The sequence below is a fragment of the Streptomyces sp. NPDC059169 genome (genome assembly GCF_042755225.1).
GTDB lineage: Bacteria > Actinomycetota > Actinomycetes > Streptomycetales > Streptomycetaceae > Streptomyces.
This window is the reverse complement of the sequence record NZ_JBHZCF010000009.1, coordinates 328,079-342,369: the sequence shown is the minus strand read 5'-3', so window position 1 is coordinate 342,369 and position 14,291 is coordinate 328,079. Positions and strand designations below refer to the sequence as shown.

Below are 14,291 nucleotides of genomic sequence, written 5' to 3'. Positions count from 1 at the left end.
TGGTGCCGCGGATCGTGAAGAACGACGGTCGGCACGAGAAGTCGCCGTAGCCGTATGCGCGGCGGATCAGATCTTGGTGCGGGGGTGTTGTAGAGCTCGGCGGCGAGCCCGGAGACCTCGTCCTGCGACACGTTCGTACCGCCCTTGCCCAGCCCCTGCGCCAGTCCACCACGTCCACGGCGGTCACCGTGCTGTAGTCCGCCCAGACGCAGAAGGGCCCCTCGATCGACTTGCCGCCGAGCCCCTCGCTCGCCTTGTAGGAGGCCCCCGCCGGCGTCGGGTTCTTGATTCCGAGGGTTTCGATCTCCTTCTAGTCCTTGCTGGACAGTGACTTGTTGTCGTCCTTCTGCTTCGTGAACTCGCCGACCGAGGCCGCCGGGGTGAGGTTGTAGCCCTTGGTGCTGTCGGCCACGTCGGCGTTGCCGCCTGCCCATGAGGAAGGACACGCCGCCGCCGATCACCGCAAGCGCCACGATCACGGAACCGACGACGATCCCGGCCTTCTTGCCGCCGCCCCGCGCCGACTACGGGGGCGGGCAGGCACCCGGGCCCGTGCCGTACGGGGGGGTGCTGCGGCTGGCCGTACGGGCCCGGCCGGCCTCAAGGGCCGGGTTGCTGGGGCTGACCGCCGTACGGGCCCGGCTGGTTGTAGCTCATTGCCCTGGTTCCCCTTCAAGTACACATGCTTTCCGAACAACCTGTCGGAAAGGGCCCGGGGGCAAGGCCTCAGGGGGCAGACCGTTACGGAACATTCCCGTTTCAGAACGGGACCGTGACACCTCTAAACTGTGCCTCGTGACCGAAAACACTCAGCACCCGCCTGCCAGCAACCCCGAACTGCCGACCCAGTACGCGCCGGCCGAGGTAGAGGGGAAGCTGTACGAGCGCTGGGTAGAGCGCGGTTACTTCGAGGCGGACGCCAAGAGCGACAAACCCCCGTACACCGTCGTCATCCCTCCGCCGAACGTCACGGGCAGTCTCCACCTGGGGCACGCTTTCGAGCACACGCTGATCGACGCCCTCACCCGCCGCAAGCGGATGCAGGGCCACGAGACGCTGTGGCAGCCCGGCATGGACCACGCCGGCATCGCCACGCAGAACGTCGTCGAGCGCGAGCTCGCGAAGGAGGGCAAGTCCCGGCACGACCTCGGGCGGGAGGCGTTCGTCGAGCGCGTCTGGCAGTGGAAGGGCGAGTCCGGCGGCCAGATCTCCGGGCAGATGAAGCGGCTCGGTGATGGCGTCGCCTGGTCGCGCGAGCGCTTCACCATGGACGAGGGCCTGTCCCAGGCCGTCCAGACCATCTTCAAGAAGCTCTACGACGACGAGCTGATCTACCGCGCCGAGCGGATCATCAACTGGTGCCCGCGCTGTCTGACGGCCATCTCCGACATCGAGGTCGAGTACCAGGACGACGACGGCGAGCTCGTCTCGATCCGGTACGGGGAGGGCGACGACTCCATCGTCGTCGCGACGACCCGTGCCGAGACGATGCTCGGTGACACGGGTGTCGCCGTCCACCCCGGCGACGAGCGCTACAGGCACCTCGTCGGCAGGGAGATCGAACTGCCGCTCACCGGCCGCCGCATCCCCGTCGTCGCCGACGAGCACGTCGACCCCGAGTTCGGCACCGGTGCCGTCAAGGTGACGCCCGCCCATGACCCGAACGACTTCGAGATCGGCCAGCGCCACGGCCTGCCGAGCCTCGCCGTCATGGACGAGCACGCGATCATCACGGTCCACGGGCCTTTCCAGGGCCTGGACCGGCTGGAGGCCCGCAGCGCGATCGTCGGTGCGCTGCGCGCCGAGGGCCGGATCGTCGCGGAGAAGCGTCCGTACGTCCACTCGGTCGGCCACTGCTCGCGTTGCAAGACCACCATCGAGCCGCGGCTCTCGATGCAGTGGTGGGTCAAGGTCGGTCCGCTGGCGAAGGCCGCCGGTGACGCGGTCCGCGACGGCCGGGTCAAGATCCATCCGCAGGAGATGGAGAAGCGGTACTTCGACTGGGTCGACAACCTCCACGACTGGTGCATCTCCCGGCAGCTGTGGTGGGGGCACCGCATCCCGGTCTGGTATGGCCCGAACGGTGAGGTCGTCTGCGTCGGGCCGGACGAGGAGGCTCCCGCTGCCTCCGGCGGCGAGGGCTGGACGCAGGAGACTGACGTCCTCGATACGTGGTTCTCCTCCGGCCTGTGGCCGTTCTCCACGCTCGGCTGGCCCGAGCAGACGGAGAGCCTCGCGAAGTTCTACCCGAACTCCGTCCTGGTCACCGGGTACGACATCCTCTTCTTCTGGGTCGCCCGGATGATGATGTTCGGCCTGTACGCGATGGACGGCACCCCGCCCTTCCACACCATCGCGCTGCACGGCATGGTTCGCGACCAGTTCGGCAAGAAGATGTCGAAGTCCTTCGGGAACGCGGTCAACCCGCTGGACTGGATGGACAAGTACGGCTCCGACGCGCTCCGCTTCACGCTCGCGCGCGGTGCCAACCCGGGCGTCGACGTCCCGATCGGCGAGGACTGGGTCCAGGGCTCGCGCAACTTCGCCAACAAGATCTGGAACGCCACGCGCTTCGCTCTGATGAACGGCGCGACGGTCGAGGGGCCCCTGCCCTCGCCCGAGCAGATGTCGGCGACCGACCGGTGGATCCTGTCGCGGCTGAACTCGGTCGTCGCCGAGGTCGACGCGTATTACGAGGACTACCAGTTCGCCAAGCTGTCCGAGACGCTCTTCCATTTCGCGTGGGACGAGGTCTTCGACTGGTACGTCGAGCTGTCCAAGACCACGTTCATGGGCGGCGGCGAGTCCGCGAGGGTCTCCGCCCGCGTCCTCGGCGAGGTCCTGGACGTCACGCTGCGGCTGCTGCACCCGGTCGTCCCGTTCGTCACCGAGACGCTCTGGACCACCCTCACGGGTGGCGAATCGGTCGTCATCGCCGACTGGCCCGTCGACAGTGGGTTCCGTGACCGGGCCGCCGAGAGCGAGATCGAGCTGGTCCAGCAGGTCGTCACCGAGGTCCGCAGGTTCCGGTCCGACCAGGGCCTACAGCCCGGCCAGAAGGTCCCGGCCCGGCTCGCGCTCGACGGCACGGCCCTGGCGTCGCACGAGGGTGCCATCCGGCAGTTGCTCCGGCTGCAGCCCGCAGGGGACGCGTTCCAGGCGACGGCGACCCTGCCCGTCGCGGGCGCCGAAGTCGCACTGGACCTGTCCGGCGCGATCGACGTGGCCGCGGAGCGCAAGCGGCTCGCGAAGGACCTCGCAGCGGCGGAGAAGGAGAAGGCCCAGGCGACGGCGAAGCTCGGCAACGAGGCGTTCCTGGCCAAGGCCCCGGACAACGTCGTGGACAAGATCCGCGGCCGTCTCGCCAAGGCCGAGGAGGACATCGCGCGCATCACCGCCCAGCTGGCGAACCTGCCGCAGGGCTGATCCGGCCTCGTACACGGCCCCTGGCGCCCCCGGGCTCCAGGGGCCGCGTGCGTCCGTGTGAGGGTTCTCGCCCGGGGGCGCGGGTCGGTGGGGAGCGTGCATCGGGACGGCTCGCACCCTGCACCGCCGGGCCTCGGTCCGAGTGTCGGAGGCGCTCCGTAGACTGGCAGCGTGAGTGAGCAGCAGCCCGAGTCCTTTGACGAGCACGACGAGCACGACGAGACGGACGAGTTCGACGCGATCGTGGACGCCGAGACCGACCGCGACCCCGACCTGGCGGTGATCGAGGCCGGGAGTCGCACGCTGCGCACCCAGGCCGGGCCACCGCAGGGGGACCAGGTGCCCGCCCGGCCCGCCGACCCGGAGGTGGACAAGGCGCTGCGCGAGGTCGAGCAGGAGCTCGCGTCCCGCTGGGGCGAGACCAAGCTGGAGCCGTCGGTCAGCCGGATCGCCGCGCTGATGGACGTGCTCGGTGAGCCGCAGCGTGCCTACCCCTCCATCCACATCACCGGGACCAACGGCAAGACGTCCACGGCCCGCATGATCGAGGCATTGCTCGGCGCTTTCGAGCTGCGCACCGGCCGCTACACCTCGCCCCACGTGCAGTCGATCACGGAGCGCATCAGCCTGGACGGTGCTCCGATGGACCCGGAGCGGTTCGTCGCGACGTACCACGACATCAAGCCGTACGTGGAGATGGTCGACTCCTCGCAGGAGTACCGGCTCTCCTTCTTCGAGGTACTCACGGGCATGGCGTACGCCGCGTTCGCTGACGCGCCGGTCGACGTCGCCGTCGTCGAGGTCGGCATGGGCGGCAGCTGGGACGCGACCAACGTCATCGACGGTTCGGTCGCCGTGATCACCCCGATAGACCTGGACCACACCGACCGGCTCGGCAGCACCGCGGCCGAGATCGCCACGGAGAAGGCCGGCGTCATCAAGGGCGGGGCCACCGTGATCCTGGCGCAGCAGCCGGTGGACGCCGCACAGGTGATGCTCAAGAAGGCCGTCGAGGTGGACGCGACGGTGGCGCGCGAGGGCATGGAGTTCGGCGTCGTCTCGCGGGAGGTCGCGGTCGGGGGGCAGTTGCTGACCCTGCGCGGGCTCGGCAGCGAGTACGAGGAGGTCTTCCTCCCGCTGTACGGAGCGCACCAGGCGCACAACGCCGCGGTCGCGCTCGCCGCGGTCGAGGCATTCTTCGGCATCGGGTCCCAGCACGCCCGTACGCTCGACCTGGACACCGTGCGCACGGCGTTCGCGTCCGTGGTCTCGCCGGGCCGCCTGGAGGTCGTCCGCCGCAGCCCCACCGTCGTCCTGGACGCCGCGCACAACCCGGCAGGGGCGCGGGCCGCCGCGGACGGTGTGACGGAGGCCTTCGGGTTCTCCCGGCTGATCGGTGTGGTCGGAGCGAGCGGCGACAAGGACGTGAAGGGACTCCTCGAGGCGTTCGAGCCGGTCTTCACGGAGATTGTCGTCACCCAGAACTCCAGCCACCGCGCCATGGCCGCGGATGAGCTGGCCGCGGTCGCGGTGGAGGTCTTCGGCGACGAACGCGTGGTCGTGGAGCCGAGGCTTGACGACGCACTCGAAACGGCGATCACGCTTGCCGAGGAGGAAGCCGAGTACGCGGGCGCGGGGGTGCTCGTGACCGGTTCCGTCATCACGGTCGGTGAGGCCCGGCTGCTGATGGGGAGGGGCTGAATCCCGTGCGTACGCTCTGTGCATCCACTCTGATCGGTGAGTTCTTCGTCATCGGGTTCGCCGGGCTGGTGGCCATGAAGGACTCCGATCTGTCCATGGCCACGGTGTGGACGGTCAGCGGCATCGCGATGTTGCTGACCGTGCTGCTGTGCGGGATGATCACCCGCCCCGGCGGGGTCCAGCTCGGTTGGGCGCTGCAGCTCGGCCTGGTCGCCAGCGGATTCGTGGTCCCCACGATGTTCTTCCTCGGTGCGGTCTTCGCCGGCCTGTGGTGGGCCTCGGTCCACTTCGGCCGAAAGGTCGACGCGGCGAAGGCGCGGTTCGCGGCCGAGGCCGAGACGTAGCACAGGCGCCCGAGCCAGGTCCGGGTGCCGCAGCTCCTGCCGCACCGGGTAGCCTCGGGCCCACTACGCACATCCTGGCCTGCAAGGAGCCGCACACCATGACTCAGCGCACCCTCGTCCTGCTCAAGCCGGACGCCGTCCGTCGCGGACTCGTGGGCGAGGTGATCGGCCGTATCGAACGGAAGGCCGGCTGGCAGATCACGGCGCTGGAGCTGCGTCGGCTCGACCGCGCGACCCTGGAGCAGCACTACGCCGAGCACGTGGGACGGCCCTTCTACGAGCCGCTCGTTGAGTTCATGCTGTCCGGCCCGGTGGTCGCCATGGTCGTCGAGGGCGAGCGCGTCATCGATGGCGTGCGCCAGCTGGCGGGTCCGACGGATCCGATCGCCGCCGCGCCCGGCTCCATCCGCGGCGACTACGGCACCATCGTCCGGGAGAACCTGATCCACGCCTCGGACTCCGAGGAGTCCGCGGACCGGGAACTCAAGATTTTCTTTCCGGCGGGCTGAGGGTCCTCTTCCCTCCGGTGCTTCCTGATCGGGCGTCAGCCATACAGCGCCCACGGCCTGGGGCGACCGAAGGAATTTCGGTCGCCCGCCGGCATACGCATCCGGATTTCGGGAACGCATCGCTCCGACTCGTCGTCACCCATAACGAGGCGGGCCAACGCGCGGTGTACGCACTGGCGGCACTACGATGGAAGCCTTCACGCCGCAGCACCCTCCTCGCCTACCTAAAAAGCCATCAAAGCTCGATTTGGGAAGGCCCGACGCATCCTCATGGGAAACAAGGGGAACTCAATGTCGTTCATCGGCCGTGACATGGCTGTCGACCTCGGGACCGCCAACACGCTGGTGTACGTCAGAGGGCGGGGGATCGTTCTCAACGAGCCGTCGGTCGTCGCGATCAACACCAACACCGGTGGCATCCTCGCGGTGGGATCCGAAGCCAAGAAGATGATCGGCCGTACGCCCGGCAACATCGTGGCGGTGCGTCCCCTCAAGGACGGCGTGATCGCCGACTTCGAAATCACCGAGCGGATGCTCCGCTACTTCATTTTGAAGATCCACAAGCGTCGCTGGGCGGCCAGGCCGCGCATCGTCGTCTGCGTGCCCTCCGGGATCACGGGCGTGGAGCGGCGCGCGGTCATCGAAGCCTCCACCCAGGCCGGTGCCCGCCAGGTGCACATCATCGAAGAGCCGATGGCGGCGGCCATCGGAGCGGGTCTACCGGTGCACGAGGCCACCGGCAACATGGTCGTGGACATCGGCGGCGGCACTACCGAAGTCGCTGTGATCTCCCTCGGAGGAATCGTCACGGCGCAGTCGATCCGGGTCGCCGGCGACGAGCTGGACAACGCGATCATCCAGCACGTGAAGAAGGAGTACAGCCTGCTGCTCGGCGAGCGGACCGCGGAGAGCATCAAGCTCACCATCGGTTCGGCGTACGACCTCGACAAGGACGAGCACACCGAGATCCGCGGCCGGGACCTGGTCTCCGGCCTCCCGAAGACCGTCGTCATCTCGGCCGCCGAGGTGCGCAAGGCCATCGAGGAACCGGTCAACGCGATCGTCGACGCCGTGAAGACCACCCTCGACAAGTGCCCGCCTGAGCTCTCCGGCGACGTCATGGACCGCGGCATCGTCCTGACCGGCGGTGGCGCCCTGCTGCGCGGCCTCGACGAGCGGCTGCGCCGCGAGACCGGTATGCCCATCCACATCGCCGAGGATCCGCTGGACTCGGTCGCCCTCGGTTCGGGCAAGTGCGTCGAGGAGTTCGAGGCGCTCCAGCAGGTGCTGGACGCCCAGCCCCGCCGCTAGCACCCGACACCCGACCGAGCGGACCGCCGGTAGGCCCACGGACCGGCTCGCCCGGTCCGTGGGGCTGATCGTTGGTATAACGGCACGAAGCAGCACCCCGCGCAGCACCGCAGACACAATTCAACGGCACACCCAGTCCGACGAGGAAGGCACGGCCGCCGCACGTGAGGGACACGAAAGAGAGCCGGCTGCTCCTGGTCCTGCTGATCGCCATCGCGTTCGCACTGATCACGGTGGACATCCGCGGCGGCGAGGAGTCACCGGTCGACGGCGCCCGGCAGGCCGCCGCCGCAGCGTTCGGACCGGTCGAGAACGGCATGGCGGCTGCCGTCGACCCCATCGGCAACGCCATCGGAGCGATCCGGGACTCCGGGAAGCGGCACGACCGGATCGCCGAACTCGAGCGTGAGAACGCGTCCCTCAAGGCACGACTCGGCAGTGACGACCGCAACCGCAGCCGGATCCGACAGCTCGACAGCATGCTGAAGACGGCGGCCAACGGGCAGTACGGCATCAAGGGCGCCGAGGTCATCGCGATAGGAGCGGCCCAGGGGTTCTCGTGGACCGTGACGATCGACATCGGCTCGCTGGACGGCATCAAGCGGGACATGACCGTGCTCAACGGGGACGGGCTGGTCGGCCGGGTCACCACCGTCGGGCCGCACACCTCGACCGTCCTCCTCGCCAGCGACCCCGACTTCACGGTCGGCACCCGCATGGAACGCACCGACGAGCTCGGCTTCGCCACCGGCCAGGGCGACCGGCCGCTGTCCGTCCAGCTCCTCAACGGCAAGGCCAAGGTCCGCAAGGGCGACCGACTGGTCACCTTCGGCTCGCAGGCGGGCAAGCCCTTCGTGCCGGGCGTGCCCGTCGGTGAGGTGGTCCGCGTCGACCCCTCGGGCGGTGCCCTCACCCGCACGATCTACGTCCGCCCGTACGCCGGGCTCACCAAGCTGGACATCGTCGGAGTCGTCGTCCAGGCCCCCCGCACCGATCCCCGTGACACGGTCCTGCCGCCCAAGCCGAAGGCGACCCCGACGCCCACCGTCACGGTGACGGTCACTCCTTCGGCCGACGCCGACGCGGCGGCGGGAGGCGGGGAGCAGAGGCCACGTCAGGACGGCGACACCGGGGCGAGTCCTGCCGCCGTCACCACCGGCAGCGACGACGAGTAGCAGGAGGAGCCGAACACGATGCTGCGCTTCAACCGGATGCTGCTCTCCACGACGCTCGTCGTGGTCGCCCTCGTCGTCCAGGTCACCGTCCTCGCCCGTCTCCAGCTCCCGGGAGCCGTGCCCGACCTGATGCTCCTCGTCGTGCTCGCCCTCGCCCTCGTGTACGGCCATGTGAGCGGCGCGCTCATCGGCTTCGGTGCCGGGTTGCTCGCCGACCTGGCCCCGCCCGCCGACCACGCCGCCGGGCGCTACGCCCTGGTGCTGTGCCTCATCGGCTACCTCGCCGGACTCGCACGACCGGAGAACGGCCGGCTCACCTCCGCCACCGGGCCCATGGTCGTGGTGGTCGCCGCGGCCGTCGGCACCACCCTGCTGTACGCGGGCGTCGGAGCGCTCGTCGGCGACACCGCTGCCCGCCACGTCGGTCTTGGTTCGCTGCTGTTGACCGCGACCATCTACGACTTGCTGCTCGCGCCGTTCACCGTGCCGCTGATCATGGCGCTCGCCAGACGGGCCGAGAACGATCCGCTCTCCGAGGCGCAGTCCGGTGGCGGGGACGTCTCCAGCGGCTGGTCCTCCTCCGGTACCGGGCTGCGCATCGGCCGCCAGCGCAGCGGACTGAGGATCAAGGCGGCCAGGAACCGTGCGTCCCGCGCCGGACGTATCAGGGGGGTCAAGCGACTGTGAGCGAGGGGGCGTCGACAGCATGAGCAACATTCCCGAGACCGGACGGACCCCCCGCGTCCAGATCCGGCTCGTCGTCATCCAGGTCCTGGTGTTCTCCCTCCTGGCGACCCTCGGCGGGCGCTTGTGGTACCTCCAGATCCGCCAGGGCAAGGAGTACACGGACGAAGCCAAGAGCAACCACGTCCAACAGGTCGTCCAGCCTGCGGTCCGCGGAGCCATCCTCGACGCGCGCGGCGTTCCGCTCGCCGACAACGAGACCCGCCTCGTCGTCTCGGCGTCCCGTACCGAGCTGATGAAGATGAAGGACGACGGCAAAGGCGTCCTCACCCGGCTCGCGGCGGTCCTCGGCATGACGCCGAAGGAGGTCACGGACAAGGTCAGGCTCTGTGACTCCAAGACGCCGCAGCCCTGCTGGAACGGTTCCCCGTACCAGCCGATCCCGGTGACCGACGAGGCCACCACCCAGCAGGCCCTGCAGATCCGCGAGCGTGCCGAGGACTTCCCCGGCATCACCGCAGAGCCCACCGCCGTCCGCCGTTACGCCGCACCCGGCAAGGCCAACACAGCACAGGTCCTCGGCTACCTCTCACCCGTCACCGACGAGGAGATCGAGGAGGCCAAGGACAGCGACTCGCCGTTCCTCCGCTCCGATCAGGTGGGGCGCTCGGGTCTCGAGCGCACGTACGACAAGGAGTTGCGCGGCAAGGCCGGCGTCACCCGGTACGAGGTGGACAACCTCGGCCGGGTCATCGGCTTGGCCAAGGCCGACAAGGCCGAGCCCGGTGCCAACGTCGTCACCTCCATCGACGCCCGCGTCCAGGCGGTCGCCGAGTGGGAGCTGAACAACGCGATGAAGGAAGCGCGCAAGGTCTTCGACAACAACTCCAACGAGAACTACAAGGCGGACTCGGGCGCCGTCGTCGTCCTGGAGGCGAAGACCGGCCGCGTCGTCGCGATGGCCTCCCAGCCCACCTACGACCCCAATGCCTGGGTCGGCGGCATCTCCGCCAAGGACTACGCCAAGCTCACCGGCAAGAAGTCCAATTTCCCGCTGCTGAACCGGGCCATCCAGGGACAGGCGGCCCCGGGCTCCATCTTCAAGGTCGTGTCCTCCACCGCCGCCGTCAACGCCGGTTATGAGTTCAACGGCCGCTACCCCTGCCCGAGCTCGTACTCGATCGGCAACCAGGTCTTCAAGAACTTCGAGTCGCAGGGCCACGGCAGCATCACCCTCGGCCAGGCCCTCGAGGTCTCCTGCGACACCGTCTTCTACGCCCTCGCCCACCAGCAGTGGCAGAAGGACGGCGGCCTCAAACCGAAGAAGAACCCGGGCGACTGGTTCTACAAGACCGCCCACCAGTTCGGTCTGGGCGCCGAGACCGGCATCGACCTGCCCAACGAGGTCACCGGCCGGGTCCCGGACCGCCGCTGGAAGCAGAAGTTCTGGGAGGCGAACAAGGACTACTGGTGCAAGATCGGCAAGAAGGGCGGCAGCTACATCCAGCAGCTCTCCTACGAGAATTGCCTGGAAGGCAATCTGATGCGCGCCGGTGACTCGGTCAACTACTCGATCGGCCAGGGCGACACCCTCGTCACCCCGATCCAGATGGCGACCATCTACGCGGCCATCTCCAACGGCGGCACGCTCTACGACCCGACCGTCGGCAAGGCGGTCATCAGCCCGGACGGCAAGGACATCCGGGAGATCAAGCCGACGTCGCACGGCAAGCTGCCGATGACGGCCGAGACCCGCACGTTGATAGACGAAGCCCTCGCGGGAGTCGCCACCCGCGGTACGGCCGCCTGGCGCTTCGGCGGCTGGCCGCAGGACAAGATCCCGATGCACGCCAAGACCGGCACCGCGGAGGTCCACGGCAAGCAGACGACCTCCTGGTTCGCCACGTACACCAAGGACTACGCGATCGTCATGACGATCTCCCAGGGTGGTACGGGCTCCGGTGCCTCAGGGCCCGCCGTGCGCAACATCTACAACGCGCTCTACGGCCTGGACGAGGAGGGGAAGCAGGACCTCAAGCGGGCCCTGCTGCCGCAACCGCAGAAGGCGCTGCCCAAGATCCAGCCGGACGGTTCGATCGACGCACCGAAGGTCGTGCCGTACGACCCGGTGAAGCCGGAGGAGAAGGACGACGCGACGCTCGCGGGTCCCCCCGCCGCTACCGGGCGGAGGGACTGAACATGGCAGGGACCGGTGGTATCTCCGTCGCGCGGTACACCCCCGAGCGCGGAGCCCTGGCGAAACTGTTCGCCCGCGACTCGATAGTGCGCCGACTGGACTGGCTCATGCTGGCCTCGGCCCTCGCACTGTCCTTCATCGGCTCGCTCCTCGTGTGGTCCGCCACCCGCAACCGTACGGAGCTCAACCAGGGCGATCCGTACTACTTCCTCTTCCGTCACCTCCTCAACACCGGCATCGGCTTCGCCCTGATGGTGGGCACGATCTGGCTCGGTCACCGGACGCTCCGCGGAGCCGTACCCGTGCTCTACGGCATCGCCGTGGTCCTCGTCCTGCTCGTCCTCACCCCGCTCGGTGCGACCATCAACGGCGCACACGCGTGGATCGTCATCGGAGGCGGATTCTCCCTCCAGCCCTCCGAGTTCGTGAAGATCACGATCATCCTGGGCATGGCGATGATGCTCGCCGCCCAGGTCGACGCCGGCGACCAGGCGTATCCCGACCACCGCACCGTGGCGAAGTCGCTGGGCCTCGCCGCCGTCCCCATGGCCATCGTCATGCTGATGCCGGACCTCGGTTCGGTGATGGTGATGGTCGTGATCGTGCTGGGCGTCCTGCTCGCCTCGGGTGCCTCCAACCGTTGGATCTTCGGTCTCATCGGCGCCGGCGTCGGCGGAGCGGTCCTGGTCACCGCACTCGGACTGCTCGACGAATACCAACTCAACCGGTTCGCCGCGTTCGCCAACCCGGACCTCGACCCCGCGGGCGTCGGCTACAACACCAACCAGGCCCGCATCGCGATCGGCTCCGGAGGGCTCCTCGGAACCGGTCTCTTCAAGGGCTCGCAGACCACCGGTCAGTTCGTCCCCGAGCAACAGACCGACTTCGTGTTCACCGTCGCAGGAGAAGAGCTCGGCTTCGTCGGCGCGGGCCTCATCCTCCTCCTGCTCGGCGTCGTCCTCTGGCGGGCGTGCCGGATCGCCCGCGAGACCACCGAGCTCTACGGCACCATCGTCGCGGCCGGGATCATCGCCTGGTTCGCCTTCCAAGCCTTCGAGAACATCGGCATGACCCTCGGCATCATGCCCGTCGCCGGACTGCCCCTGCCGTTCGTCTCCTACGGCGGCTCGTCCATGTTCGCCGTCTGGGTGGCCGTCGGACTCCTCCAGTCGATCAAGGCACAGCGCCCCATGTCCGCGTGACGCCGTACTGTCGCGACCGCACCCGGCGGTCTAGATTTTGTTCATGGCGGACACGAAGCGCGAGATCGAGCGGAAGTACGAAGCCACCAGCGAGACCAATGTCCCGGACCTCACCGGGGTGGCCGGGGTCGCGGACGTCGTCGACCGGGGCACGAGGGAGCTCGACGCCGTCTACCACGACACCGCGGACCTCCGACTCGCCGCCGACGGGATCACCCTGCGCCGCCGCACCGGCGGCGACGACGCCGGATGGCACCTCAAGTTCCCCGTGGCCACCGGCATCCGTGACGAGATCCGCTCGCCCCTCTCCGACGAGCTGCCCCGCCCCCTCACCGCGTTGATCCGCTCCCGCACCCGCGGCGTGCCCCTCCTCCCCGTCGTCCGACTGCTGTCCTCCCGGAGGGTCAGCCACCTCGTCGACACCCGGGGCGAACTCCTCGCCGAGCTCAGCATCGACTCCGTACGCGCCGAACGCCTCGCCGACGGGGGGCGGACAGCGTCCTGGACCGAGATCGAGGTGGAGCTCGCCGACGACGCCGACGCCGCGCTCCTCGACGCGGTCGACAAGCGACTCCGCAAGGCCGGCATCCGCACGTCATCGGCCGCGTCCAAACTGGCACGCGCCCTCGCCGAGACCGGTAGCGACCGGGCGGGCCCCGCCCCGGCCGCCGCGCCACCCGCTCCCGGCGCACCATCCAGCCCCGTCGACACCCGGGGGACCGCGACACTCGCCTCCCCACGGGACGGCTCCGCCACCCCGCCCGCCGACGGGAGCCACAAGGCGCCGAAGGCCCCCGACGCCGCACGGGCCGTGCGGGACCGCGGAGCACGCCTGAAGAAGAAGCACGCCGGCGCCTACGTGCTCGCCTACCTCAGGGAGCAGCGGGACGCCATCGTGGCCCTCGACCCCGCCGTACGGCGCGACCTCCCCGATGCGGTCCACCAGATGCGCGTCGCCACCCGTCGCATGCGCAGCGCCTTCAAGACCTATCGCAAGATCGTCGACCGCTCCGTCACCGACCCGCTCGGCGACGAACTCAGATGGCTCGCCGGGGAACTCGGTGTCGCCCGCGACCAGGAAGTGCTCGCCGATCGGCTCAGGACCCGGATCGACGCCCTGCCGAAGACCCTCCTCCTCGGCCCGGTGCGCGGCAGGCTGCGCATCTGGAGCACCGCACACCGTGCCGGGGCTCGTCGTCGGTCCGTCGCGGTGCTCGACAGCAAGCGCTACCTCGCCCTGCTCGACGCCCTCGACGTCCTGCTCGACCACCCGCCCCTCCTCGGCTCCGCCACTGCGGCCCCCGCCGACGCCCTGCCCGAAGCCGTCATCAAGGACTACGACCGGCTCGCAGCGCGCGTCGAACATGCCCTCGACCTGCCCGCCGGTCATCAACGGGACCTCGCGATGCACGATGCCCGCAAGGCCGCCAAACGGGCCCGCTACGCCGCCGAGGCCGCCACCCCGGCCCTGGGCAATTCCGCCGGACGGTTCGCCCGCCGCATGAAGGCCGTCCAAACCGTGCTCGGTGACCACCAGGACAGCGTGGTCGCCCGCACCACCCTGCGCGGCCTCGGCATCCAGGCCCACGCGGCGGGCGAATCCGCCTTCACCTGGGGCGTTCTGTACGGCCAGGAAGAAGCACTGGCCGCAGAGCGCGAACGCGAGCTGCCGCAGGTGTGGGCGAGGGCGTCAAAGCCGGAGCTGCGGGATTCACTGACGAAGTGACCCTTCTGGCAACGCC

Annotated in this window: 10 protein-coding genes; all 10 read left to right on the top strand. The window is 69.2% G+C overall.

The genetic code is table 11. The annotated features are described in order from the left end of the window. Positions 1-795 precede the first annotated feature (795 nt). Positions 796-3,426 (top strand): valine--tRNA ligase, encoded by a 2,631-nt coding sequence (locus ACFXOM_RS19515; RefSeq protein WP_384942350.1) that lies wholly within the window; start codon positions 796-798, stop codon positions 3,424-3,426. Positions 3,427-3,597: 171 nt separating this feature from the next. Beyond that, positions 3,598-5,127 carry a bifunctional folylpolyglutamate synthase/dihydrofolate synthase gene (locus tag ACFXOM_RS19510; RefSeq protein WP_385038587.1) on the top strand — a complete coding sequence of 510 codons (1,530 nt, stop codon included), beginning with the start codon at positions 3,598-3,600 and terminating at the stop codon, positions 5,125-5,127. A 5-nt stretch (positions 5,128-5,132) separates the two neighbouring features. Then, complete coding sequence (locus ACFXOM_RS19505; RefSeq protein ID WP_384942353.1) at positions 5,133-5,471, top strand: DUF4233 domain-containing protein; 339 nt, start codon at positions 5,133-5,135, stop codon at positions 5,469-5,471. Between the two features lie 98 nt (positions 5,472-5,569). Further along, complete coding sequence (gene ndk / locus ACFXOM_RS19500; protein ID WP_384942355.1) at positions 5,570-5,980, top strand: nucleoside-diphosphate kinase; 411 nt, start codon at positions 5,570-5,572, stop codon at positions 5,978-5,980. 291 nt (positions 5,981-6,271) lie between these two features. Then, positions 6,272-7,291: a rod shape-determining protein gene (locus ACFXOM_RS19495; RefSeq protein ID WP_384942357.1), complete on the top strand. Its 1,020-nt coding sequence runs from the start codon at positions 6,272-6,274 to the stop codon at positions 7,289-7,291. A 164-nt stretch (positions 7,292-7,455) separates the two neighbouring features. Beyond that, entirely contained in the window at positions 7,456-8,466 is a 1,011-nt protein-coding gene (mreC, locus tag ACFXOM_RS19490; RefSeq protein WP_384942359.1) for a rod shape-determining protein MreC, read from the top strand. A 21-nt stretch (positions 8,467-8,487) separates the two neighbouring features. Then, a complete protein-coding gene (mreD, locus tag ACFXOM_RS19485) occupies positions 8,488-9,153 on the top strand; it encodes a rod shape-determining protein MreD (protein ID WP_384942399.1) in 666 nt (221 codons plus the stop codon). A 19-nt stretch (positions 9,154-9,172) separates the two neighbouring features. Beyond that, positions 9,173-11,347, top strand: a complete 2,175-nt coding sequence (gene mrdA, locus ACFXOM_RS19480) for a penicillin-binding protein 2 (RefSeq protein ID WP_384942361.1) — start codon at positions 9,173-9,175, stop codon at positions 11,345-11,347. A gap of 2 nt (positions 11,348-11,349) precedes the next feature. Next, positions 11,350-12,549 carry a rod shape-determining protein RodA gene (gene rodA, locus ACFXOM_RS19475; RefSeq protein ID WP_384942363.1) on the top strand — a complete coding sequence of 400 codons (1,200 nt, stop codon included), beginning with the start codon at positions 11,350-11,352 and terminating at the stop codon, positions 12,547-12,549. A 43-nt stretch (positions 12,550-12,592) separates the two neighbouring features. Next, positions 12,593-14,275, top strand: a complete 1,683-nt coding sequence (locus ACFXOM_RS19470) for a CHAD domain-containing protein (protein ID WP_384942365.1) — start codon at positions 12,593-12,595, stop codon at positions 14,273-14,275. Positions 14,276-14,291: the final 16 nt, after the last annotated feature.